Raw genomic sequence first — 23,592 nt, 5'->3', positions numbered from 1 at the left:
TCCCGCGACCAACCGCGCCGCCCGCGACCGCCCGCCCGTACGGCTCGTCGAACGGCCACCGCCTCGCGCCACCGCACCCCGCGCCCGTACTCGCACCCCCGCACCCCCGCACCCCGGAGAGACCCCAACGTGACCACGCAGCCCCACGCCCACGGCGCACCGCAGGCACCGCCGCCCGGCTGCCCCGCCCACGCCGGCGGGAACGCGGTGCCGCTCCTCGGCCCCCGCTTCCACACCGACCCCGGCGCGATGTACCGGGACATCCGGCGTGAACACGGGCCGGTGGTACCGGTGCTGCTGCCCGGCGAGGTGCCCGCCTGGCTGGTCATCGGCTACCGCGAGATGTACCAGGTCACCGGCGACCCCGCGCTCTTCCCGCGCGACCCCGGACTCTGGAACCAATGGCCGAACCTGCCCAAGGACTGGCCGCTGCTGCCGATGATCGGCAACCGCCAGCCGTCGATCTACTACACCGTCGGCGACGAGCACCAGCGCCATCTGGACATGGTGCAGGCGGCGATGGAGCGCATCAGCCTGCTGGAGGTCCGCAGGCACTCCGAGCAACTGGCGGACGGTCTGATCGACCGCTTCTGCTCCACCGGGCAGGCGGAGATCATCTCCGCCTTCGCCAAGCCCCTGCCGATCCTGGTCCTCGCCCGCGTCCTCGGCTTCCCCGACACCGACGGGCCCGCGCTGATCAAGGACATGGGTGCGCTCGCCGACGGCGGTGACGACGCGATCGTCGCCCACCAGCACTTCGGCGGTCTGATCAACAAACTCGTCGCGACCAAGCGGGACTTCCCCGGCGCCGACGTCGCCTCGTACATGATCGACCACCCCGCGCACTTCACCGACGAGGAGTACCGCCTCGATCTGATGGCGATCACCGCCGCGGGCTACCTCACGACCGCGGACTGGATCGGCAACTCCGTACGGCTGATGCTCACCGACGACCGTTTCGCCGCCTCCCTCACCGGCGGCCGGAACAGCGTGCACGAGGCGATGAACGAGGTGCTGTGGGAGGACACTCCCACCCAGATCCTCGCCGGCCGCTGGGCCGCCCGCGACGCCTGGCTCGCCGGACAGCACATCGGTGCCGGCGACATGCTGCTGCTCGGTCTCCAGGGCGCCAACTCCGACCCGGAGACGCAGGCGGTGACCGCCACCAGCCACGACGGGCTGCGCAGCGGCAACTTCGCCCATTTCGCGTTCAGCCACGGGGAGTTCCAGTGCCCGTTCCCCGCGCGGGAGATGGCCGAACTCATCGCCAGGACCGGCATCGAGGTGCTGCTCGACCGGCTTCCCGACATCGATCTGGCCGTCGCCCCGCAGACGCTGGCCAGACGACCGTCCCCGTTCCTGCGGGGTCTGAACACACTCCCCGTCCAGTTCTCGCCCACCCCAGCAGTCGGAGGCAGATGATGCGCAGCCAGCCCGTAGCCGAGACCCGTGAGGGCGCCTGCCCGGTGACCGGCGCGTCCCCCGCCCTGCCGGTGAACGACGGGTCCTCCGCCGGGCCGGTGGGCAGCGCGGGATGTCCACTGGCGATCGATCCGATGGTCGAACGGCTGCGCGAGGAGACCGCGTTGCTGCGCGAGGCGGGCCCGCTGGCCCGGATCGAGCTGCTCGGCGTCCCGGCCTGGACCATCACCGACCACGCCCAGGCCCGGCGGCTGCTCACCGACACCCGGCTGGTCAAGGACATCAACGAGTGGACGCTCTTCCGCGAGGGCGTGGTCGGCGACCAGTGGCCGCTGATCGGCATGGTCGACGTCGACCGCTCCATGTTCACCGTGGACGGCGCCGAGCACCGCAGGCTGCGCACCAAGACCGCGCAGGCGATCACGCCCCGCCGGCTGGAGCAGCTGCGCCCCGTCATCGAGGAGATCACCCACCGGCTGCTGGACGACGTCGCCGCACAGGGCGCGGACGGCGGCCCGGTCGACCTCAAGACACACTTCGCGCTGCCGCTGCCGATGTCGGTGGTCAGCCGTCTGATGGGCGTCGATCCGGCGCTGCACCCGCGCCTGCACGTGCTCTACAAGGCGTTCTTCTCCACCGTCACCCCGCAGGACGAACGGCTGGCGGTGATCGCGGAGTTGGACGAGATCTTCACCGGGATGGTGCGCGAGAAGACCGCGGAGCCCGCCGACGACCTCACCAGTGCGCTGATCCTCGCCGACGAGGGCGGTGAGCCGCTGACCGAGGAGGAGGTCGTCGGCAACCTCAAGGCGATGGTCGCGGCCGGGCACGAGACCACCATCTCGCTGATCCTGCACGCAGTACGGGCGCTCTCCGACCATCCGGAGCAGCGGGACGCCGTACTGGCCGGCCAGGTCTCCTGGGACACCGTCATCGAGGAGACGCTGCGCTGGCAGCCGCCCTCCACCCATCTGCTGATGCGCTTCGCCGTGGAGGACATCGAGGTCCCCGGCCGCGACGGCGAACCGGCCGGAACCATCGCCAGGGGCGAGGGCGTGGTGATGTCCTACAGCGCCGTGGGCCGCGACCGGAACCACTTCGGCGAGGACGCCGACTCCTTCAACGTCCGTCGCCCGACGCCGATCCGGCACATCTCCTTCGGCCACGGCCCCCACATCTGCCCGGGCGCCGCGCTCTCCCGGCTGGAGGCGGCGATCGCCCTTCCCGCCCTGTACGAGCGCTTCCCGGCGCTGCGGCTCGCGGTGCCGACGGAGGAGATCCGCAACATGCCGGTCCTCACCCAGAACGACCTGGCCGCCCTCCCCGTCCTGCTGCACGACTGACGCGCCCCGCCCGGGGAGTTCCCCGCACGCGCGCCCGGCAGGTTCCGCCGCACGCCCGCCCGGCAGGTTCCGCCGTACGCGCGCCCGCCGCACGCACGCCGGCGGCCCGCAGCGCGGCCCGGCGCACGGAGAAGCCCCCCGCACCCACCGTCAGGAGTGGGTGCGGGGGGCTTGCCCGCCGTGCGGCGAGGGGTTCCCCGCTGTGCGCCGGGGCGTCCCGCCGCGCGGCGGTGGTTCTCAACCCGCCTCGGTGACCGAGGAGTTGGCCGGAACGGTCAGCTTCTTGCCGTCCGAGAAGGTGACGGTCGACTCGGAGTCACCGTAGTTGTGCGCGGTGTACGTCTTGGAGCCGTCCTTGTTGAACGCCGCCGCCGTCGGGCTGTCCGCCGTGACGGAGGTGTCCGGGGCGCCGGTCGCCGCGAGGGTGTAGATCCAGTGGTACGTCTGGGCCCGCGACATGCCCTCCTCGGGCTCGTACGCTCCGCCGTCGGCGTCGTAGAGCTCCTTGGCCGCGGCCGGGTCGCCGAGCGCCTGGAAGCTCCAGAGGATGTCGCGCCACTCCTCGGCCGGGCCGCCGTTCTCGCGCTCCATCTCGGCGATGTTGCGCTTGATCGCGTCGGGGTTGGCGGCCAGGTGCAGCGAACCGCCGGTCACCGGGAGGACGTTGATGCCGTGGATCTCCTCCGGGTTGGCGGTCCACCAGGTGCTGTACGCGCCGCCGCTGCCCCAGACCATGCCGAGCGTCTCGTGCTCGTAGTTCTCCGGGAAGACCTCCTGGTCGCCGTCGAACCAGTACTGGCGGATCGACTCGGCCTCGGTGGTCAGCATGTACACGCCGAGGTCGCGCAGCTCGGTGTCGCCGGTGGCGGAACCGAAGAGGATCAGGCCCGCGCTCAGGTTGATCGACTCGGAGGAGGACTCCTGGTTGTTGCCCGCCGCGAAGCCCTGGTGGCCGGCGGCCCAGCTGTGGCCCGCGTACACGTCGAAGCCGCGCAGGAACGGGTACTTGGAGTCGTCGCGCTTGGGGCTGGCGGCGTCGCCGATCAGCTCCTTGACCATGCCGCCCCAGGCCGAGTCCTCGGCCCACGCGGAGTCGTACTGGGCGACGATGGCCGCGGCCATCACGTAGTACGAGTAGTGGAAGTGGTGGTCGTTCAGCTCGGCGTCACTGCCGTAGGAGGCGGGGTAGCCGGTGAGGGTCTTCCAGTCCGAGTCGTAGGAGAACTCGGAGGCGCCACCGGCGGTGAACCACTCCTCCAGCCGCTCCTTCATCGCGGCGAGCATCTTGTCGCGCGACTCGGTCTCGCCGGCCTGGTCGGCGATGCCGACCAACTGGCCCAGCTTTCCGAGGGCCTTGCCGGTCCAGTAGGTGTCCTCGGCGCCGTTGAAGGGGTCGTCGGAGTCGGCGACCTCCTTGATGTACTCGACGAGCTTGGCGTTGTCCACGCCGTCGCTCTTGGGCATCGTCGGCAGTACGCCGGTGACGTCCTGCGTGGTGCTGAAGGACCCGCCCTCGTGCACCTTCATCGTGCCGCGCGGGGAGACGTACTCGTAGTCGGTGAGCGCGTCGTCGGCGTGCATCCACTGGTGGCGGTAGAGCGCCTGGATGGTGCCGGTCTCCTCGCCCTCGCGGGCTTCGGTCTCCACCTTGTAGGTGGCCTTCATCTTGCCGCCGGGAGCGTCGTAGTCCCAGTCGACCTCGGAGCCGGTGACGAAGCTGAAGGCGTACTTGCGGAAGTCCGCCAGCGCGTCGGCGTTCGGGAGGAGGGCGACGGAGTAGTAGTCCTTGTCGCCCAGGTCGGCGCTGATGGTGCTGCCGGAGACGTTCCAGTTCGTGCCGCTCGGCGCGAAGAGGCCGTAGCTGTTGCCGCCGATGGTCACGCCGAGCACGTTGCCGTCCTCGGTGAACACCTCGGGGGTGGAGGCGGTCTCGATCTCCGCCGCCCCGCCCTCGGCCTGCGCGTACACGTACGGGCTGCCGTGGCCGATGGTGGCGCGGAAGGTGCGGCTGTCGTCGGCCCAGTACGGGGTGACGGTCCAGTCCGACCAGCCGTCCGCCTTGGTGTCGGGCGAGTTCAGGCCGGCGACTCCGAGAGTCAGGTCGGCCTTGTGCGCGTACTCGTACTGGCGGCCCTCGCCGACGATCGCGGCCTCGGTCGGGTGGCCGACCTCCAGACCGCCGGAGACCGCCTGGTAGGTGGCCGGGTGCGCGTACATCGGCTGCGAGTGCGGCACTTCGGGGTCGCGCTTGAACACCAGCGAGGACCACCAGTCGTTGGTGGGCACGGGCTGGTCGGCGACGCGCTCGGTGACCTGCGGCTTGAGCGGGTTGCCCGCGCTGTCCTCGGGTCCCTTGGTGCCCTCGGGGCGGGTGTCGGAGTAGCTGCCCTGGCCGACGGGTACTTCGGCGGCTGCGTTCGCCGAGCCCGGGAGGAGGCTGACGCCCGCGACGGCCGTCGCGGCGGCGGTCACCATCAGCGCGACGCGGCGCACGGGGCGGGCCCGTCGGGAGCTCTGGCGTGCCGGTCCGTCGCTGCTGGGCGTGCCGGGCGGTTGTGGTCTCACGTGTCGCACCTCATGGCTGTGGGGAGAGGAAACGTCCGTTGGACGGGGGGGTGGAGAGCTCGTGGGGTTCAGGAGGGGGATTTGAGAGCGCTCTCAAGCTCTCAACTTGGTCTGAACCTAGAAGCAGGCAAAATCAGTGTCAATACTTCGCGCAGGGCTCGCGAACTCCCACCGGCACCGGGTATATCCGCCCGGCCATTGCCGCCGAACCGCGCCGCGGGCAACCCGCACCACCGCGTACGCCCCTCGCCGACCGGCCCGAATACGCCGTCAACTGGCCGTGGGTGTACGGTAGTTGTAGCTTCGTACGATATTCCCGCCCACGAATGCACGTTCGCGCCCCGGCGCACGCTGTACTCAGCACGAGGGCAACGAAGCCCTCCGGGGCGGTCACGGGCGCCCCGCCGACAGCGAAGGGGCCCACCGGTCCAGTGAACATCGACCACGCTCACGACGCACCGCTGATCGTGATCTCCGCGCGTGTGTGCACCGGCGACGGACGCCGCCCGGTCCGCCGCGCCCCCGCCGCGGGCGTACGGCTCGGCCCCGCCGAACCCGCCCACGTCGGCCCGTCGGACACCGCCCGCCCGCACCGGGCGGGCCGCGTACGCGACGGTCTCGTACTCGGCGGTCTCGTACGCGCTGGCAGGAAGGCCGCCCACCGGTGGCACACCCGAACCGCACGGGAGGCGGAGCTGTGACCGAGGAGACGTCGCCGGCGAGCGGCGGCCGGACCTCGCGGGCGACGCTGCCCGCCCTGCTGCCCGTGGACTTCCGGGCGTTCCACCAGATGCAGCGACCCGCCTACGTGCGCTGGGCCGAGTACAAGCTGGGCAACCGGACCGACGCCGAGGAGGCCGTCGACCAGGCCTTCGTCGAACTCGCCGAGAACTGGCCCCTCGTGCTCCGCCACGAGAAGCCGGCCGCCTACGCCTGGACGGTCGTCAAGCACCGCACCATCGACGCCGGGCGCGCCGACCGACGCCGCCGGGAGCTCATCGACACGGCCGCCTTCGAGACCGTGGCGCTGCATCAGGCGATCGATCCGCTGGGGCAGTTGGAGGACAGCCTCGCCACCTACGCGGCCATCCGCTCGCTCCCCGAGCGGCAGCACGACGTCATCGTGCACCGCTACTGCCTGGGCCACTCCGTCTCCGAGACGGCCGACATCCTCGGCATCAGCGAGGCCGGGGTCCGCTCGACGGCCCGCTACGCCAAGAAGAACCTGGCACGCGCCCTGCAGCAGGAAGGTGTGACCGATGATCTCGCGGACTGACTGCGTGGAGCGCGCGCTCGCCGACGCCCGGCTGCGCCTCCAGCCGTACTCGCCGACGGAGACGGACACCGCGGAGCTGCGCGTGGCGGCCCGGGTGGCCGACCGGATCCTGAACGGCACGCTGGACTTCGAGGAGTTGATGGCCCACGACCGCGACCGGGACGGCACCCCGCACGCGCCGGACGAGCGCTCCGCCGACGCCCAACTCCGGGACATCTCGGCCGCGTTGGCCGGAGGCGGCGGGACCCAGGCCGCCGAGGGCCTGCGCACCCTGTGCCGGGTCGTGGTCGGACGGGACGGCGCACCGCACGAGTTGCAGTGTTTCCTCGCCCAGCGTCTCCTGGAACCGGACGGCGCCCGGGTGCTGGGCTGCGTACTGCACCTCGCGGGCCGCGACAGCGCGCAGTTCTGGTGGCAGTTCGCGGCCGGTGCGGGCGACTGGATCGCCACGTACTGCCTCCGCCTGCACCATCTGTCGATGGGCGAGACGGTCGAGGCGCGCTTCTGGGCCCGTCAGACCGCCTCGACCGATCTGCTCCGCGAAGCGGTCAACGACTGCGACGGCACGCTGCGAGTGCTCAGCGCCCTGTGCCGCGACCACCCCACCACCACCGCACTGGTCAAAGCCCTGCTCGACTACGTCCCGGACGCGGTCACCTTCGAGGAGGAGTTCGACCTCCCGCTGCCGCACGCCGACTTCGCGGCCCACATAGAGCAGTTGGAGGAGAACCTCCCCGCCCGCGTCGCATAGCCCGCCCACGACGGGGTTGCCGCGACCGCGGCGCCCGGCCGGTCCCGCACCGAGGAACCACCGGCCGGCGGACAACTCCCTGCGTGGCAAGTCCAGTCGGCAGCGAGTGGCGGACCGCTCCCGGTCCCCGAACCGACGGAAGAGAAGCCGCATGACGCCCGAAGACGCGAGGACGACGACCGGACCGGTGGAACCGGGTCCGGACTGGGGGCCGTTGGTGGATCCGCTGCCGGACGAGAGGCTTCGGGTCGCGCTCTTCGCGAACCCCGAGTCCTCGATCCGGATGCCGGCACGCCGCCACCGTCCCCGCCCGTTCGGCGACGCACCGGCGCAGGACGCGACTGCCGAGGGCAAGCCGTGGATCGGGCGGAAGACGCCCCGCGATCCACTGCGCCGCTTCCTGGGCTTCCTGTGGGACCCGTTCATCTTCTTCCTGGGCCGCCCCGCCGCGGCGCTGCTGGACCGGACGGTGGTGCGCGGCGTCCTGAATCCGCTGCGGCGGCTGACCCACCGGCTGCGCGACGGCTCCCCGCTCGCCTCCGGCGGGTCCGCGAGCGCCGCCCACGGACTGCTGTGCGCCCTGAACCCCCGGCCCGACGGCCGCCGGCTCCACCGCAGACTGGAGCTGACCGACCAACGGCTGCGGGTCAGCTACCGGACCCATGTGCACGCCGAGAACGAGTCGACCCCGTACACCGAGCTCGGCTGGTCGATGCCGCTCGCCGACCTCGGACGGGTGCGCCGCCGCAAGTCCCCGGCGGGCGATCCCCGTACCGCCTCCCACTTCGAGTTCGGTTTCACCGACGGGTCCTGGGCCACCCTCACCGTGCGCCGCGAGGCCGACAACCCGCAACTGGCGGAGTTTCTGCGCCTCTTGGAGCATCTGCGCGTTCCCACCGACGATCGCCCCACCCGCACCTGAGCCAACGCCGCCGCCTCGGAGGCGAGTTGACGAGGCGGGCGCGGCGGCAGCGCGGCCGACCGGCGGGGAGAGCTCCCGCACCAAGCCGGGTGGAAGAACCGCCGGCCGCACCAACTCGCCTCCTGTTGCCGTGAGTTGGCCGAACGGCCGACGGGTCCGCCGTTCTGCTTCGGACGGGTGTACCGGCGGGAACGAGCCCTAGAATGACGCCGGTTGACATGAGCTGTGGCGCGGGGGCGCCGCAGCCGGAATACGGGGGCGACCGGGTGCAGTCGGAATGGACAGGCACGGGGGCGGTACGGCCGGGCGATCGGATCGGACCGTACGTCGTGCTGGCGGAGTTGGCGAGCGGCGGCATGGGCCGGGTGTACCTGGCCCGCTCCCCCGGCGGACGCACCGTCGCGGTGAAGACCCTCCTCGCGATCGCCGACGACGCGACGGTGGCGGCCGACGACCGGCGGCGGTTCGCCCGCGAGGTGGCGCTCGCCCAGCGCGTGCGCGGCGTGTACACCGCCGGGGTGGTGGACGCGGACCCCGAGGCACGGGTGCCCTGGATGGCGAACCGAGTACGTACCGGCCCCCTCCCTGCGCGAACTGGTCGCGGCGCAGGGGCCGTTGCCCCCTGCGGGGCTGATGTGGACGGCCGCGGGGATGGTGGAGGCGCTGGTGAGCATCCACGCCGCGGGCCTGGTCCACCGGGACGTCAAACCGTCGAACGTACTGCTGCCCGACGACGGCCCGAGGCTGATCGACTTCGGCATCTCGCAGGCCGCGGACGTCACCCGAACCGGTGCGGCGCTCGGCACGATCGCCTTCGCCGCGCCCGAGCAGGCCCGCGGTGAGCCCACCACCACCGCCTCGGACATCTTCTCCCTCGGCGCCACCCTCTTCCACCTCGCCACCGGGCGCAGCCCGTACCGAGACATGGGCAGCGGCACCGCGATGGAGCAACTGGTGCGCGCGGCCGAGGGCGATCTCGAACTCTCCGCCCTGCCCGGAGAGTTGGACGAGTTGATCCGCCCCGCCCTGTCGCTGGACCCTGCCGCACGACCCACGACGCAGGAGCTGCTGTCCCTGATCGCGCCCGCGCTCGCCGAACGCCCCCGGGCCAGCGGCGCCTCCGACTGGCTGCCGGCCGGCTGGTCCGAAGCGATCGAGTCGCACCGCCGACGCCGGATCGAGGAGGCCGACGCGGCCCGGCGCCGCATCGACCCGGAAGCCGCCACCGAGCGGACTCCGCCGCACTCCGCGACCCGGAACCTGCCGCCCTTCCCACCCGCTCCGCCGCACAGTTTCACCAGCGGCGGACGGCGGCGCCGGGGCCCGGTCGGGCTCTGGATCGCCGCTGCGGCCGTGGCGGTGTCGCTGATCGGCGGCGGTTTGGCCGTCCGCCTGCTCACCGGGGACGACGGGGGCGGGGGCGACAAGTCGCCGGAGCCGGTGCGCCAGGACCTTCGGTTCACTCTGGTGGAACAGAGCAACGAGGGCGAGTGCGCGGACGAACTCCCGCCGCCCACCTTCCAGTTGGCGGACCCGAGGACCTGCTACCAGGTCTCCACCCGCACCGCGGACCGGATGAGCGTGACGCAACTCGAAGAGGTCGAGGCGGCGTTGGACTCGAACGTGGGCGGCTGGGTGATCCGGATGACCTTCCGGGACGAGGACGCCCAGCGGTTCGCCGAGTTGAGCGGACGCGCGGCCGAACGTTCCGCCCCGCAGAACCAGCTCGCCGTCGTCCTTGGCGACCGGCTCGTCAGCGCACCCTCCATCGCCCAGCGCATCGACGGCGGCGCGGTGGAGATCTCCGGCAACTTCACCTCCGAGGAGGCCAAGTCCCTCGCCCGCGAGCTCGGCGCCCGGGACTGACCGCGGCCAACTGCCCGGCGAGGCGCTGCACGACCTCAACCTGGCCGCGTACTACTGCGACCGGCTGTACGTGCTGCACGAGGGCCGGATCGCTGCACAGGGCACCCCCGCGGAGGTGCTGACCGCGGAACTGCTGGCGGAGGTGTACGAGGTGGAGAGCGAGATCGGCACCCACCCGCGGACCGGCGCACCACAGGTGACCTTCCTGCCGCCGACACGATGAACTCCGCCGCCCGCGCAGCCGGCCGGGACCGGGCACGCGGATGACGCGGGCGCGCGGGTGGCCGGGTGGCCGGGTGGCGGGTGGCGGGCAGGCCGAACTCGGGGCGCGCGTCGGCCGGTTCGCCGTCCACAGGCAGTGGACATCTTTCAGCGCTTGCGCAAGCCGCCCCTGTGGACACAACTCTGTGGAACACGGCTCGGACCGGTCGACACGCACAGGGTTCGACACGTACGGGGTCGGCGCGTACGGGGCCGACGCGTACGGGGTCGGCGCGTACGGGGCCGACGCGTACGGGGTCGGCGCGTACGCGGTGGAGGCCGAGCCGGTGGGAGCGTACGAGGCCGAGGGACGCCGTGCCCGTTCAGCGCGCGGCGGCGTCCGCGCGGTCCAGCAGCTTCCGGCCCTGACGCTCGGGGAACGGCCGGGCCAGCACCTCGCCGTCGCCGCTGCCGACGGACATCACCCCGACCAGCCGCCCCGTTCCCCGTTCGGAGTCCAGATCGCGCAGCCAGGGACCGCCGCTCGCGCCCTGGGTCAGCTCGTCGCAACCGGTGAGCAGCAGGCCGCCGACGTTGGCGGTGTGCGCGGTCGCCTCGGTCAACACCTCCACCTCGCCGGCACAACTGGCAAGCGGAGCACGGCCGTTGGTCGGGTTGACCGGGTAGCCCAGCGGCACCACCTCGCCCTCCCGGCCGATCGGCTCGAAGTCCAGTGTGTTCGCGCCGTAGGTGTCCTTGATGCTGCGGCCGTCGCGCTTCTCGACCGTCACGAACGCGTAGTCGTGCGGGAGTATCTCGGCGAGCGTCCGTTCGGCGTCCCAGCCCGACGGGGTGTGGAACGCCAGCACCCGCCAGCCCTCGTCGAGCGCCTGCTGCGGTCCGACCCGGTCGTACTCGGGCGCGAACCACGCCCGCACCGGTTCCCGCGGACTGTCCGGTGCGGTGACGCAGTGGGCCGCGGTCGCCACCACGCTGCCGCTGGGCGAGTCCACTATCGCGCCGGAGCAGGCGCCGTACTGCCCGTCCCCCAGCTCGGTGACCAGTTTGCCGACCGTCGCCACCGTGCCGCCGCCGTGGGCGGTGCGTCCCCGCGCCGCGGTCGCCTCCGCGGTCTCCACCAGCGCGGCGCGCGGTCCGGACGCCACCAGCAGTCCCATGGCGGTGACGCTCGCGAGAACCGCCACCACCGCCCGCCCCCGCCAACCGGCACCCTGTGGGCCGCGCAACCCCCGCGACCGCCGCACCCCCCGCTCCCCGTCCGTCCCGTTCCCGCCCCGCTCCCCGCCCGTCCCCCGCCGCTCCGGCGCCCCGCCCGTCTCCCACAGCTCCGGCACCCCGCTCGTCTCCCACGACTCCGGCGCCCCGCCCGTCTCCCCCGACCGGCCTGCGCAGATCCCGTGCGCCCCGCGTATCTCCTGCGTCCCTCCCGCCCTCTGCGGCCCCCGCAGCTGGTCCGTCTCCCGGGCGGCGGATGCGTCCCCCGTTCCCGGTATCCGCACCGGCCCAGTGACCATGCCGCGGGCCGACGTCCTCGCCGACCGTGCCCCGATGCCCAGTCGCGCGCGTATGCCCCGGAGGATGCCGGGGCGGACGCGCGGAGGTATCCCGGATGCTCCCTGCGAGCGCGTGTCTGGCTGCATTGCTCCACGCTCGGCTCCCGCGCCGCCGCCGGCCACCGGCGGCCGACCGACCGGGTGTACGCCACGCTGCGTGCCCGCCCGCCACTCCCGGCGACCGGGCGCATACACCGGACGACGAACCGGGACGACGAACCCGGACGACGAACGCGGACGACGAACGCGGACGACAGGCGCCCCGCCGCGGGCCGCCCCCGCCGCGGACCCGAGGGCGCGCGGGACGTCCCAGCGCGCGCCGCAGCCCCGCTCCCGCCCGGCTGTGTCGTCCCTCACGACGGCGCCCCGGCCGGGTACGGCTGCGCCTACCATCCGGAGGGACGGGCGACAGCCGCCGAGGCACCGCGCACCGCAACCCGACCCACGACCCGCCACATCCGCGCCGGCACCCGCACCGCCCGGCACCCGTACCGCCCGCCGCCCGCCGCCCGCCGTCGGAGCCGCCGCCGCGACAGGCGCCCGAACCGCAACTCGACGAGGAGAGTGCCCCGTTGACCCCCACCACCGCACCCGGCAGCTACTACGAGCGCGTCGGTGAGCTGCGGTTCAAACCGACCGCGCACGCGGGCGGTGCCTGGGCCGACGACGAACAGCACTTCAGCCCGGTGGGCGGTCTGATCGCCCACGCGATCGAGCAGCACCTCGCCGCCTCCCGCCCGGACAGCGGCCTCGCGGTGGCGCGCATCAGCTACGACATCCTCGGCCGCATCGCGCTCGACGAGTGCGAGATCACCGTGGAAACCGTCCGCCCCGGCCGCACCATCGAGCTGCTCGAAGCCGTGCTCAGCATCGGGGGCCGGGCCGTGACCAGGGCCCGCGCCTGGCTGCTGACCTCGCTCGACACCTCCGCGGTCGCCGACACCTCCGTGGAACGCCTCGGCGCGCCCGAGGAGTTCGAGTCCTGGCCGATGGACGAGCTGTGGCCGGGCGGATACATCGGCTCGGTCGAGGTCCGCCGTCGCGCGGGCGCCGTGCCGGGCCGGTCGGCCGCCTGGATCCGCACCCCGCTCGACCTGGTGGCGGGCGAACCGAGCGGCGCACTGGCGTCGTACCTCGCGCTGGTGGACACCGCGAACGGCATCGCGGTGCGCCAGTCGCCCCGAGAGTGGATGTTCCCGAACACCGATCTGACCGTCCACCTGCACCGGCAGCCGAGCGGGGGCTGGACCGGACTGGACACCTCGGTCAGCTTCGGGCCCGGCGGCCACGGCGTCACCAGCACCGTGCTGCACGATGTGCACGGCCCGGTCGGCACAGCGGCGCAGATCCTCACCGTCCGCCCGCTGCCCGGCAGTTGAGCCCCGGCCGCTCGTCGGGCCACTCGTCCGACAGTCCGTCGGGCGGCTCGTCGGGCGTGAACGGCGCGGATGCGGGCAACCGAACCGTACGCGTCGGCCGCGCGGAGCGGCGCAGTCGTCCCGTCGCCCGGCCGGTCCGGGTGACCGGAGCCGCGTCCGCCCGTACGGAGCCGGGCGCGGACGTACGCTGACGGCGGATGCCGGGGCCCTCGCGGACCGGCGAGTACCGTACGTCCGGGCCCGGGCGAGGCCGTGGTTCCGACCGGGGAGGAGAGAGCATGAGCGGCGAGATGTGGACGTTCGTCGGTGTCGCCGGCGTGGCCGTGGTGGTCACCGTCGTCGCCGTGATCGTGCTCTTCGCACGGCTTCTGCGCGCGCGCAGGATGCTCAGCGACGCCGGCATCCCGCTGAGCAACAAGCTCACCTTCTGGGGCGCGATCGCCTATGTGATCTCCCCGGTCGACCTGCTCCCCGACCCGATTCTGCTGGACGACATCGGGGTGCTGCTGCTCGCGCTGCGAAGTCTGCACGGCGCCGCGGAGGCGGCGGGCCTCACCGGCGGCCGGGAGCCGGGCGACGGCAAGCGTTCCGGCGAGGGCAAGCGCTCGGGCGGCGGGACGTCCTCCGGCGGCACCGGGGCCTCCGGATCCGCCAAGTCGCTGCGTTCCGGGCGCCGTTCCTGACTCTTCGGGCGCCCCGGACGGCTGCGGTTTCCGCCCGCCCGCCGCGTTACCGACTTCCCGCAGGACTGCGGCGTCGGCCGCCCCCACTCCCTCCCGATAGCATGCTCACGCCAATCCGAGCACGCGCATCGAGGCGCGAGAACGTCGTTTCCGGGGGACGCCGATGAGCAACGCGTACGGACCACCACCCGGCCACTTCGGCCCTCCCGGCGGTCCTCCGGGCCCACCACCGGGACCGCCGCCCGGACCTCCCGGACCTCCCGGACCTCCCGGCGTCGGCCACTTCGGCCCGCCCGGCCCACCCGGGCCTCCCGGACCGCCGATGCCGCCCGGGGGTCCGTACCGTCCGCCCGGCAACAGCAGCAGCACCGTGGCCGCAATGGTCTGCGGCGGTCTGGTGCTCGCCCTGCTCGCGGTCTTGGGAATCGGCTTCGTCGCGGGCTGGTTCGACGACGACAAGGACAAGAACGACGACCGCGCCTCCTCCGAAGCCGCCGCGGACGGCGAATCCGAACGGCGCGGACGCGACCCCGGCTCCGGCGGCTCCGGCGACAGCCCCGGCGCGGACGCGGACGACAGTACGGGCTCCGGCGGCTCGGCCGGCAGCGGCGCGGACCGTCCCGCGCCCGACCCGTCCGCCTCGGCCTTCCAGCGGGTCAAGGCGGGCAGCTGCCTCACGGTGTACGACACCGGCCGCGGCGGCAGCGGCTCCGTTGTCTGGAGCAGTGACACACCGCCCGCCGCGGTCGACTGCTCCAGCACCGACGCGCTGATGCACGTCTCGCGCGTCACCAGCAGCGCGAGCAGCTGTGCGACCGGCACCGACAAGGCGTGGTGGTCCTACAACGGCACCGACGGCTCCAGCACGGTCCTCTGCCTGACCCGGCAGTACCACAAGAACTACTGCCTGCTCGGCACCCAAAACGGTTCCGGGCGCTCCGCCACCGTCCGGCTCGGCCAGCTGACCGCCGTCGACTGCAAGGCGAAGACGGTGCCGAAGCCGTACAACCAGGTCATGCACATCACCGGCGTCTACCGCGCCGACGCGGGCACCAACGCCAACAACTGCGTACGTGCGCAGGGCGACCAGACCCTCTACTACGCGTGGAAGGTCAACGAGGGCAAGACGCTTCTCTGCACGATGATCTACCGAGGCAGCTGACCCCGCCCGGGCCCGGCGCCCTGACCAGGAACAGGGCGCCGACGCGGGGTGAAGTCCCGCCCGTGGGACGGGACTTCACCCCCGGGCTCGACCGCGTCGACGGGCGCACCGTGCGGATTCCCGCCCGGTGCGCCCGCACTGCTAGCGGCGCGGTTCGCCCTGCGGCCAACCTCCGTAGGGGACCGTGATCAGCTCCATGTAGTGACCGGACGGATCGGCGAAGTACACACCGCGCCCGCCGTCGTTGTGGTTGATCTCGCCCGGGTGCTGCTTGCGCGGATCGGCCCAGTGCTCGATCCCGCGCTCCCCGATCAGCGCGTACGCCGCCTCGAACTCCGCGTCCGAGACGAGGAAGGCGTAGTGCTGCGGCGTGATGTCCGCCTCGGGGACGGTGGCGAAGTCCAGCGTGACGTGATTGCTCAACTGCACCGCGAGGAACGGGCCGAACTCGACCGGGGCGGTGAGCCCCAGCAACTCCACGAAGAACTCGGCGGACTCCCGGCGGTCCCGGGAATGAACGATCGTGTGGTTCAACTCAACTGGCAAGGGATGCCTCCAACGGGCAACTCCCGACACCTCCATGCCTCGCCCGGTCGGCGACCGACACGCGATGTCCCCACCATGCTAGACCGCCGTCGGCGCACGACGCCGGTGAGTTTCGGCCCCGCCCCGGCCCGGGCGCTCCGTACGCGCGGCCCGGCGCTCCGTTCGTGCGGCCCGGCGCTCCGTACGCGCGGCCCGTACGCGGCGTGGGGCCGGCGAGCGTGTGTCGCTCGCCGGCCCCACGGCCTCATTGCGATGGTTCAGCACCTCAGCGCTTCAACGCTTCAGCGCTCCCGTGCTTCTGCGCTCCGCGCCGGCGGAGCAGTGCGCACGCCAGGCGTGCACGGTACGCGCGGTCTCCCGCGGTGGTGCTGCCGGTGATCAGCCCAGGGCGGCGCGGACCGCCGGGAGGTAGCCCTCACGGTGACCGGCCGGGTTGGGGTGGTAGGACTCGTTCAGCTTGTCCCACTCCAGGCTGGTGACCCACTCGGTGCCGCCCGAGCACAGGGTGTGCGGGTCGAACGCCGCGCGGGGGTCGATGTAGCTGAAACCCGCGGCCTCGGCACGACCGGAGATCACCGTCGCCAGGGTGTCGGCGGCGCTGTTGAGCGCGGCGCGCTCGGTGTCGCTCAGGCCGAGGATGCCGCAGTCGCCACCGATGGTGTAGAGCCGCGGGTAACCGACCACGACCACCTTGGCGTTGGGCGCGGCGCTCTTGATGCCGGCGTACGTCTGGTCCAGCGCGGCCGGAAGGGCGTTGGTGGCTGCGGCCTTGGCCGCCTCGACGCCCGCCAGGCAGTCCGCGTCGTCGAGCGTGAGGATGCAGTTCTTGAGCACCTCGACGAAGCCGACGTCGTTGCCACCGGCCTGGACGGAGACCTTGGTGGTGTCGGCGGTCAGCTGCGGCACCTGCGTCGCGAGCAGCTCCGTGGCGGTGGCGCCGGAGCAGGAGGCCTCGACGAAGTTCATCGAGGGGTTCTCGGCCGCGTACAGCCGGGAGTAGGTCAGCGGACCGCGTCGGCACTCGTCGTCCGGGTTGTCGTACTCACGGGTGCCGGGGGCGGTCGCGTAGGAGTCGCCGAGCGCCACGTACTTCTCCGCGACTGCGGGGGCGGGCTCGCCGGCGACCGCTGCGGGAGCCGTCAGAAGCCCCGCGGCGACGGCTGTCAGGGCCGCGGCGGCGACGAGCATCTTTCTTGGAGAACGCATCGAGTTCCCGTTCATTGAGGGGGGTTGGGAAGAAGAGCATCCAAGAGATAGCAGGCGTACGGGAGTTGCACAGGGGAAGCGGTGAAAAATACGTACTCCCGTTCGCGTTTCGTCGTCGGAATGCCGCGCTCCGGTGTCCCGCACGCACAGTTCTCCGCCGTACACCCCTTTTGTGTTGGCGTCACCACCGACCGGGAGGACGCCGTCGCGCACCGCGGACCGGCGGAGAATCCGCCCGCACCGGCGCCGCACCCGTTCCGACTGCGACCGCTCGCCGGACGGGCATCGGACGGGCATCGGACGGGCATCGGCCGGACGCCGGACGGGCATCGGGCGGGCGGTGCCGGTCTACGAGTTCGGGTGGGTGCCCTGCAGCACCTTCACCCAGCGCCCGTTCAGGAGAGAAGGAACGCTGAGGACCAGCGCCACTGCGGGAACCGCGGCATAGAAGAGGAACCCGGTGTCGGGCCCGAGCGCCTCGATCAGCCGGCCGAGGAGGAAGTAGCCGCAGGCGATCAGCAACGATTCGACGAAGGTGATGATGGAGAGCAGGCTGGACCGGAAGCGTGAGGGAACGCTGCGGTTGAACATGTCGTCGACGACGACGGCCGTCAGGTCCGGCGCGCCCACCGCGACGAGGAAGACGACCACGGTCAGCCACGCCACCCCGGCCCCGCTCAACGCCAGCGACAGCATGAGCACGACCAGCGTGGCGGGCACCAACACCCTCATCCCCAGGCGTTGTTCGGCGCGGTCGGCCAGCAGCGGCGCGAACCCGCCGATCAGGAAGGCGACGGACACGACCACACTGATCAGGAACGTGGGGAGGCCCTGGCTGTCGAGCCCCTCCTGGACGAAGATGAAGTACGGCGTCATGGTGGCGTGCATCAGCCCGGAGACCAGCACCAACGACGCCAGTCGGGGAGTGAGGCTGCGCAGCACCTCCCGCTTTCCCGACTGCGGACCGTCCGAGGGCTTGTTCTCATCGTCCTCCGCCGCCGCGTCGAGGTCGGCGACGTCCTTGCCGCGGATCTCCTCCACCCCGGCGGTCAGGAAGACGAGGGACACCAGCAGGCACCCGGCGGCGGGCAGATAGACCAGCTGCCACGACACCTCCTGCAACGAGCCGCCCAGCGCGATGGCAAGCGCCATGGCCACCGAACCGGCCGTCACGTACCGGGCCTTGATCCTGACGTAGTGGTCCTCCAGTCCTCGGCGGCGCAGAGTGTCGTACAGCAGGGCCGTATCGGTGCCGGAGACGAAGGCCATGCCGACGCCGTAGAGGAAGAAGATCCCGACGAAGGTCGGGTAGCCCGAGAACGTCACTTCCGCGATCAGGCACAGCGAGGTCATCAGCTGACCGGTCACGATGCTGGCACGGCGGCCCATCCTGTCGGCGAGGAACCCTGTCGGCACCTCCGCCACCGCGCTCACGAGGTACAACAGGGCCTGCAGCAGCGCCACTTGACCGGCCGAGAAGCCCAGGTGGAACAGGTAGAGGACGAAGACACCCCGCTGGAACAGGGAGTTGGAGAAGACCGCGTAGCAGTAGAACGGAAGGGTCAGGCCCCGTGGGGGTCTCTGACGCTCCGGCTCCACCTGCCGGCCCGGGCTCACGGGGCTCGATGCAGTGGTCACGCTGAGACAAACCCTCTTCTGTCAGACCGACGCGAGGCTCACGCAGGTCAGGAGTACCGTGGGCCCGCCGTCGCCGGCCGGCACCGTACGCACGGGGCTCGGGCCAACTCCCCGAGTCAGGCGCGGCGTTCCGGCCCCGCCGAGGCCGCTGACCAGCGTGCTGTCGTGCGGGGAGACGGCCGAGAGCGCGACACCACCGCCTCGCGGTTGGGCTCCGCCCAGAAGTCTGTCACCGGTTTCCACCTCGGTGAGACGTCTGCCATGGGCCATCTGGAGATCGGACGTCGGACGCAGCGGGTCTCAGGGCCGTTCCGGTACCTGCGGGCGGGGAAGGCACGCCGCCCGCGGATGAGGGGCAAAAAGGAAACCCGCCTCGGTTTCACCGGCCCGACAACTCGGTTTCATGGGCCCGATAAAAGGCTTCACATCGGCGCCCTTCCGGCCGGCCCGGAAACCTGCTGTAGTAGTGCCGCTTCGGCGGGAGTTCCGTCTCGCGCGAATCGGCGCAACAAGGACTGATCCGACCGGGCGAAGCAACCGGAAACCGTCAGCTTCCCCCGGCGGACAAGAACTTTCGACGCCTCCCGGAAACGCGATGAATCCGTTGCACCATTCACCGACATTCACCAGCATCACCTGTTCCTGGAGGTCGTATTCGTGAAGAGGGCGATCGTCACCACCTGTGCGCTGGCCCTGGGGGCGGTGGCACTCAGCGCGCCCACCGCACAGGCCGACCCCACGGTCCCGGACCACGCGGTCATCACCTGCGAAAGCGCCAGCATGTACACCAACTACGACAGTGCGAACGGGCCGGTCGGCCTCAAGCGCACTCTCGGCAAGGGAAACAAGGTGGGCCACACACGGGGCGCACACCCGGTGTACAACGGCTGGGCGGCGATATTCGACTTCGGCCCCAATGACTGGGGATTTGTCCGTGTCGAATGCCTCGGCGGTTTCGGTTCCTGGTGACCCCGGAAGAATCTCCGAAACGGAAGGATGACCGATGAAGCGAAATGCGTTGCTCGCCACCGGTGCGCTTGCGTCCTCGCTGGTAATGGGAGTCACCCTCCTGACCACTCCGGCGACGGCGGCCACTGCACCCGAAGGACTTTCGGTGGGTGCGACCGCCGAACGCAAGACGGTCTGCGCCGAGGACCTGGCGGTCCGGGCCACCGCACCCCACGGCGCCTGGATCGGAACGCTCAGGAAGGGCCAGACCTTCCGCGTCGAGGAGCCCGGCGGCAACTGGGTCTACGGCTTCGCCTACGGCGACATCAACCGCCGCGGCTGGGTCCAGAACGGCTGGTTCTGCTGAACCCCCGGCCCTGACACCGCTGTTGCATGCCGCCCGGCAGGGCACGATCGCGGCGTGCTCGGGATCGGCGCGCGCCCGGTCCTCGGCCCCGGTGTCACGCATCCGGTGGGCCGCGAACAACTCCGCTGTTCGCGGCCCACCGGTCGTACGCGGGCGGGGCGCGTCCGGTCAGACGGTCGCCGCCCTCGACTCCCAGAGACAGCGCGCGGCCTGCAAGCGGTTGCGCACGCCCATCTTGCGGTAGACGGCGCGCAGATGGTCCTTCACGGTGTCGTCGCAGATGTGGAGCCGACGGGCGACATCCCGGTTGGGCATGCCGTCCGCCGCGAGCTCCAGCACCTCGCGTTCGCGACACGTCAACGCCTGTAACCGGAGCGTCCGTTGACGTGCCTGCTCACCCCGCACCGGTCGCAGCCATCTGTCCGCCACGCTCGCCGCGTAGTACGGCGAGAGCGCGGTCTCGCCCGCAGCCGCGAAGCCGACCGCCCAGCGCAGATGAGCCGCGGCCTCCCCCGCCCGGACCGCGCCGGCGGCGCCACCGGTGAGGAGCGAGAGCGGGCATTCCTGCTCGCTCACCACCAACACCGGTGCGGTGCCCCGCAGTTCACTCACGAGCGCAAGCGTCGCGTCCCGGTCGCCGCCGTGCGGCTCGTACGCGACGACGACGTCGCCGCCGTCTCCGTCGCGTACGCCCGGCACTCGGACGACCGCCTCCCCCAACTGCGGCGCGGGCTCCGCCCCGACGCCCGCGCGGGTCAGCGCCGTGTGCAACTCGTCGGCGGAGGACGGGTGTTCACTCTCACAGCTCACGTTGATTCCCCCCTGGCGCCGACACTGCTCACCGCAGGGGCCGGCACCCGATCACGATTGCCTGTACGCCCCACACAGACTCCGGCGACCGCGCCGACAGTTCCGGGGCGCGGTCAACAGCTCTGTTACACGGGCCGGTTCGCCCGGTATCCGGTCAATGGCCCGGCTCGGGCCCCCCGGTTCGGGGATGGTGACGTCCGCCCGCCCCGGACCAGACTTCGAAGGTGCCCCCTCCGTGCTGAACGCCGGGAGGGGCACAGGTCAAGTCAGACCGAGCCGTCCCGGGCCACGGGGCGGTGGGGTGCGGTCGCCTCGGGGGAGGCGCACGCCCGTCCCGGACACAGGAGGGGCCGCACCGTCGTGCGAGGAGAGGAAACGGGGAAGATGCGGAACTTCCGTATGGCGGCCGTCGCGGCTGTGACCGCCATGGCCGTCACAGCGCTCGGCGCCTGTTCGTCGGACAGCGGTTCCGACGACGCGAAGGGCGGATCGAGCAGCGACAGCGCGTCGAGCGGCAAGGGCGACGGCGGCGACCGGGGCAAGGAACGCCCGGACGACGAGGTCGGCAACAAGCACGGGGAGGGGGAGAGCCCGGTCTCGAACAAGCGGGCCGAGGAACTGCTGCTCGGTGTCTTCTTCGCCGAGGGCCCGGTGGCCGATGAGCTCGGGCTGAAACTCACCCCGGAGGGGGTGACGAAGGCCGAGTACTCCAGCGCAGCCAGAGCGACCGTCGCGCACGCGAGGAAGACGGACCCGAAGGCGCTCGACAAGGTCGCCGCGGATCTGACCAGCGGCGACGTCATCACAGTGCGGAAGGCCGTGGAGACCGGCTCCCGGCACATGCGCACCGCGGTGCAGTCCGGCGACGTCGAACCGGTCGGCGACGACATCAGCCCGCGCTGCGGCGTCGGTCCGGTGTGCGTCGTCGCCGCGGTCGCGCTGTCCGTCGCCGCCGCGCAGAACTCGGTGGGAGTCACCACGGTCGCCGTCGCCACCCAGGCCATCGTCTGGAAGACGGGTCTGTGGGCCAGCCAGGCGCCGAACACCACTTCGGATCTCGAGGTGGAACAGGGCGTGAAGGAACTCAGCAAGGCACTGGCCGCCTGAGATGAGTGAGGACGCCACCCCTGAGCGGGTTCCGGAAGTCACCGCGGCGGCGCGACGCACCTTCACCTACGGCGGTGCGGTGTGCGGCACGCTGGTGCTGGCCCTGACGATGCTGCACCTGCCGTCCACCGCGGTCGTCTCCACGGACACCCGGATGAAGGCGGACCCCGTCCGGCATCTGACCGCCCAGGGGTGGTCGTTCTTCACCCGGACTCCGCGCGAGCACGAGAACGCCGTCTTCGGCCACCGGGACGGCAGTTGGGAACGGCTCTCGTACCGGCCGTACACCCGTGCCGACACCTGGTTCGGGCTGGACCGGTCCACCCGCACCGAGGACTACGAGATCGGCGCGCTGAACAAGGCCGCCGACGGTGACTGGCGCGAGTGCCGTGAGGCCGAGCCGGCGGACTGCCTGGAGCAGCAGGAGCCCCGTCCCGAGCCCGGCGCCCGGGCAAGGATCAGCGCCGAGAACCCCAGGTTCTGCGGCACGGTCGCGCTCACCCGCCAGGAACCGGTGCCCTGGGCCTGGGCCTCCGACGTCTCCGCCATCCCCGCCGAATACCAGATCCTGGACGTGTCATGCGAGAAGATCGCGCGCAGCGACAAGAAGGAATGACCGGTACGGCCGTCGACCGGGCCCGCGCGGTCCGTACGCGGTGGCACGCCTGGCGGGACGACCGGATTCGCTCCATGCTCCGCCACTCCGTCCACAACCGGGTCACCGGCCTGGCCCGTACGCTCCTGGCGCTCTCCACCGCCGCCACCCTCCTGTTCACTCCGCCCGAGCATCTGATGTACGTGGGGCCGGAGCGCACCAGCGGCCGGCTGTGCGGCGGGTTCAACGGGGACATCGGCCTGTTCTGCCTCGCTCCCGCGGACCGGATGGAGTGGGCGCGATGGCTGGCCGTCGCGGTGCTGCTGGTCGTCGCCTCCGGTTGGAGACCGCGCTGGACGGCGATTCCGCACTGGTGGATCTCCTTCAGCGTCTTCGCCACCAGCAACGTGATGGAGGGCGGGGACCAGGTCGCCGCGATCACGACGCTGCTGCTCGTGCCCATCTGTCTCACCGACCCGCGCCGGCTGCACTGGGATCGTTCGACCGCACCCGCCCGGTCGGCGGCGGCCCACGCGGTCGGGGCGATCACGGCCCATCTGGCACTCCGGCTGATCTGGGCACAGGCGTGCGTCATCTATCTCCAGGCGAGCGTCTCCAAGCTCGGCGGCGACGAATGGCGTGACGGAACCACGGTCTGGTACTGGGCGACCAGCGGTTCGTTCGGCGTGCCCGGGGCCCTCGACGGGCCGGTGAGCCGGCTGTTCGCCCAGGGCTGGGCGGTCGCGGGCGCCACCTGGGGCACGCTGGTCGTCGAGTTCGCGCTCGCCTGGTGCCTGGCGGCAGGCAGGTTCCCGCGCCGCGTCGGGCTGGTCTGCGGACTGGCGCTGCACGCCTCCATCGCCGTACTGCTCGGGCTGCCCGCCTTCTCCCTGATCATGGGGGCGCTGCTGCTCCTCTACCTGGTGCGCCCGGAGGACACCCCCACCGCCCGCCCCGGCACGAGCGCGGACGCGGACGCGGACGCGGACGCGGACGCGGGCACGGGCACGGGCACCAGCGCGGGTACGGACGCGGGCACGAGCGCGGGTACGGGCGCGGACGCGCGGATCGCTGCGGAGGACGGTGGGCCCGTGCCGAGCGCCGGCGTCCGACCGTCCGGCGCGGACGTTTCCGGGACCTCAAGCGGGTACGAGCCCCTCACCACGCACACCGGCCGCCCCGGCTGACGGCCACGGAGCACCGGGCGCCTGGCACCTGGCACCTGGCGCTC

21 protein-coding genes and 2 pseudogenes are annotated in these 23,592 nt (G+C 72.0%); 17 read left to right on the top strand and 6 right to left on the bottom strand.

Translation table 11 applies throughout. The features are described from left to right. The first annotated feature begins 129 nt into the window (after nt 1-129). Both MTQ01_RS02155 and MTQ01_RS02150 read left to right on the top strand, forming a co-directional pair. Nucleotides 130-1,422, top strand: coding sequence for a cytochrome P450 (locus MTQ01_RS02155; RefSeq protein WP_247486572.1), 1,293 nt, complete (start codon nt 130-132; stop codon nt 1,420-1,422). After that, nucleotides 1,419-2,765 carry a cytochrome P450 gene (locus tag MTQ01_RS02150; RefSeq protein ID WP_374207570.1) on the top strand — a complete coding sequence of 449 codons (1,347 nt, stop codon included), beginning with the start codon at nt 1,419-1,421 and terminating at the stop codon, nt 2,763-2,765. The genes MTQ01_RS02155 and MTQ01_RS02150 overlap by 4 nt, the downstream gene beginning before the upstream one ends. Before the next feature lie 237 nt (nt 2,766-3,002). Here the strand turns inward: MTQ01_RS02150 and MTQ01_RS02145 are convergent, their stop codons facing one another. Further along, nucleotides 3,003-5,240: a glycosyl hydrolase gene (locus MTQ01_RS02145; RefSeq protein WP_247487657.1), complete on the bottom strand. Its 2,238-nt coding sequence runs from the start codon at nt 5,238-5,240 to the stop codon at nt 3,003-3,005. Nucleotides 5,241-5,761: 521 nt separating this feature from the next. Between MTQ01_RS02145 and MTQ01_RS02140 the strand changes: the two genes are divergently transcribed. The 7 genes and pseudogenes from MTQ01_RS02140 to MTQ01_RS02115 all read left to right on the top strand — a co-directional run. Beyond that, nucleotides 5,762-6,031, top strand: a complete 270-nt coding sequence (locus MTQ01_RS02140) for a hypothetical protein (RefSeq protein ID WP_247486571.1) — start codon at nt 5,762-5,764, stop codon at nt 6,029-6,031. Continuing rightward, nucleotides 6,028-6,606 carry a sigma-70 family RNA polymerase sigma factor gene (locus MTQ01_RS02135; RefSeq protein WP_247486570.1) on the top strand — a complete coding sequence of 193 codons (579 nt, stop codon included), beginning with the start codon at nt 6,028-6,030 and terminating at the stop codon, nt 6,604-6,606. Before MTQ01_RS02140 ends, MTQ01_RS02135 begins: the two co-directional genes overlap by 4 nt. Beyond that, a complete protein-coding gene (locus MTQ01_RS02130; protein WP_247486569.1) occupies nt 6,590-7,357 on the top strand; it encodes a hypothetical protein in 768 nt (255 codons plus the stop codon). The genes MTQ01_RS02135 and MTQ01_RS02130 overlap by 17 nt, the downstream gene beginning before the upstream one ends. A 151-nt stretch (nt 7,358-7,508) precedes the next feature. Continuing rightward, on the top strand, nt 7,509-8,279 hold the full coding sequence (locus tag MTQ01_RS02125; protein ID WP_247486568.1) for a hypothetical protein: 771 nt from the start codon (nt 7,509-7,511) through the stop codon (nt 8,277-8,279). Nucleotides 8,280-8,852: 573 nt separating this feature from the next. Continuing rightward, nucleotides 8,853-9,341: pseudogene (locus MTQ01_RS25215) on the top strand (serine/threonine-protein kinase); the annotation flags it as partial. Between the two features lie 513 nt (nt 9,342-9,854). After that, a complete protein-coding gene (locus MTQ01_RS25210) occupies nt 9,855-10,145 on the top strand; it encodes a hypothetical protein (protein WP_374207630.1) in 291 nt (96 codons plus the stop codon). 22 nt (nt 10,146-10,167) lie between these two features. Next, nucleotides 10,168-10,368, top strand: a pseudogene (locus tag MTQ01_RS02115) (histidinol phosphatase); the annotation flags it as partial. A 361-nt stretch (nt 10,369-10,729) separates the two neighbouring features. Here the strand turns inward: MTQ01_RS02115 and MTQ01_RS02110 are convergent. Further along, entirely contained in the window at nt 10,730-11,551 is an 822-nt protein-coding gene (locus tag MTQ01_RS02110; RefSeq protein ID WP_247486566.1) for a serine protease, read from the bottom strand. 941 nt (nt 11,552-12,492) lie between these two features. On the opposite strand from MTQ01_RS02110, the gene MTQ01_RS02105 reads away from it, so the two are divergent. From MTQ01_RS02105 to MTQ01_RS02095, 3 genes are all read left to right on the top strand, one after another. Continuing rightward, nucleotides 12,493-13,299 carry a thioesterase family protein gene (locus MTQ01_RS02105; RefSeq protein WP_247486565.1) on the top strand — a complete coding sequence of 269 codons (807 nt, stop codon included), beginning with the start codon at nt 12,493-12,495 and terminating at the stop codon, nt 13,297-13,299. A gap of 278 nt (nt 13,300-13,577) precedes the next feature. Further along, nucleotides 13,578-13,982, top strand: a complete 405-nt coding sequence (locus tag MTQ01_RS02100) for a YkvA family protein (RefSeq protein WP_308294346.1) — start codon at nt 13,578-13,580, stop codon at nt 13,980-13,982. A 370-nt stretch (nt 13,983-14,352) separates the two neighbouring features. Next, a complete protein-coding gene (locus MTQ01_RS02095; protein WP_247486564.1) occupies nt 14,353-15,144 on the top strand; it encodes a hypothetical protein in 792 nt (263 codons plus the stop codon). 141 nt (nt 15,145-15,285) lie between these two features. On the opposite strand, the gene MTQ01_RS02090 is transcribed toward MTQ01_RS02095, so the two are convergent. From MTQ01_RS02090 to MTQ01_RS02080, 3 genes are all read right to left on the bottom strand, one after another. Beyond that, on the bottom strand, nt 15,286-15,690 hold the full coding sequence (locus MTQ01_RS02090; protein WP_247486563.1) for a VOC family protein: 405 nt from the start codon (nt 15,688-15,690) through the stop codon (nt 15,286-15,288). A gap of 378 nt (nt 15,691-16,068) precedes the next feature. Then, a complete protein-coding gene (locus MTQ01_RS02085) occupies nt 16,069-16,896 on the bottom strand; it encodes an SGNH/GDSL hydrolase family protein (protein ID WP_247486562.1) in 828 nt (275 codons plus the stop codon). Between the two features lie 348 nt (nt 16,897-17,244). Next, a complete protein-coding gene (locus MTQ01_RS02080) occupies nt 17,245-18,534 on the bottom strand; it encodes an MFS transporter (protein WP_247486561.1) in 1,290 nt (429 codons plus the stop codon). Nucleotides 18,535-19,191: 657 nt separating this feature from the next. Here MTQ01_RS02080 and MTQ01_RS02075 point away from each other — a divergent pair. Further along, nucleotides 19,192-19,503, top strand: a complete 312-nt coding sequence (locus tag MTQ01_RS02075; RefSeq protein ID WP_247486560.1) for a hypothetical protein — start codon at nt 19,192-19,194, stop codon at nt 19,501-19,503. A 34-nt stretch (nt 19,504-19,537) separates the two neighbouring features. Next, nucleotides 19,538-19,849, top strand: a complete 312-nt coding sequence (locus tag MTQ01_RS02070; RefSeq protein ID WP_247486559.1) for a hypothetical protein — start codon at nt 19,538-19,540, stop codon at nt 19,847-19,849. A 168-nt stretch (nt 19,850-20,017) separates the two neighbouring features. On the opposite strand, the gene MTQ01_RS25070 is transcribed toward MTQ01_RS02070, so the two are convergent. Further along, complete coding sequence (locus MTQ01_RS25070) at nt 20,018-20,659, bottom strand: helix-turn-helix transcriptional regulator (RefSeq protein WP_247486558.1); 642 nt, start codon at nt 20,657-20,659, stop codon at nt 20,018-20,020. Nucleotides 20,660-21,043: 384 nt separating this feature from the next. Between MTQ01_RS25070 and MTQ01_RS02060 the strand changes: the two genes are divergently transcribed. From MTQ01_RS02060 to MTQ01_RS02050, 3 genes are read left to right on the top strand one after another with little or no spacing between them, the layout of a single operon-like run. Next, complete coding sequence (locus tag MTQ01_RS02060) at nt 21,044-21,766, top strand: hypothetical protein (protein WP_247486557.1); 723 nt, start codon at nt 21,044-21,046, stop codon at nt 21,764-21,766. A 1-nt stretch (nt 21,767) separates the two neighbouring features. Continuing rightward, nucleotides 21,768-22,382 carry an SdpA family antimicrobial peptide system protein gene (locus tag MTQ01_RS02055; protein ID WP_247486556.1) on the top strand — a complete coding sequence of 205 codons (615 nt, stop codon included), beginning with the start codon at nt 21,768-21,770 and terminating at the stop codon, nt 22,380-22,382. Beyond that, a complete protein-coding gene (locus MTQ01_RS02050; RefSeq protein WP_247486555.1) occupies nt 22,379-23,548 on the top strand; it encodes a sporulation-delaying protein SdpB family protein in 1,170 nt (389 codons plus the stop codon). Before MTQ01_RS02055 ends, MTQ01_RS02050 begins: the two co-directional genes overlap by 4 nt. The last annotated feature ends 44 nt before the right edge of the window (nt 23,549-23,592 follow it).

Source organism: Streptomyces sp. XM4193 (genome assembly GCF_023072595.1).
GTDB lineage: Bacteria > Actinomycetota > Actinomycetes > Streptomycetales > Streptomycetaceae > Streptomyces.
The sequence above is the reverse complement of the archived record's forward strand: the minus strand, read 5'-3'. Positions and strand labels throughout refer to the sequence as shown.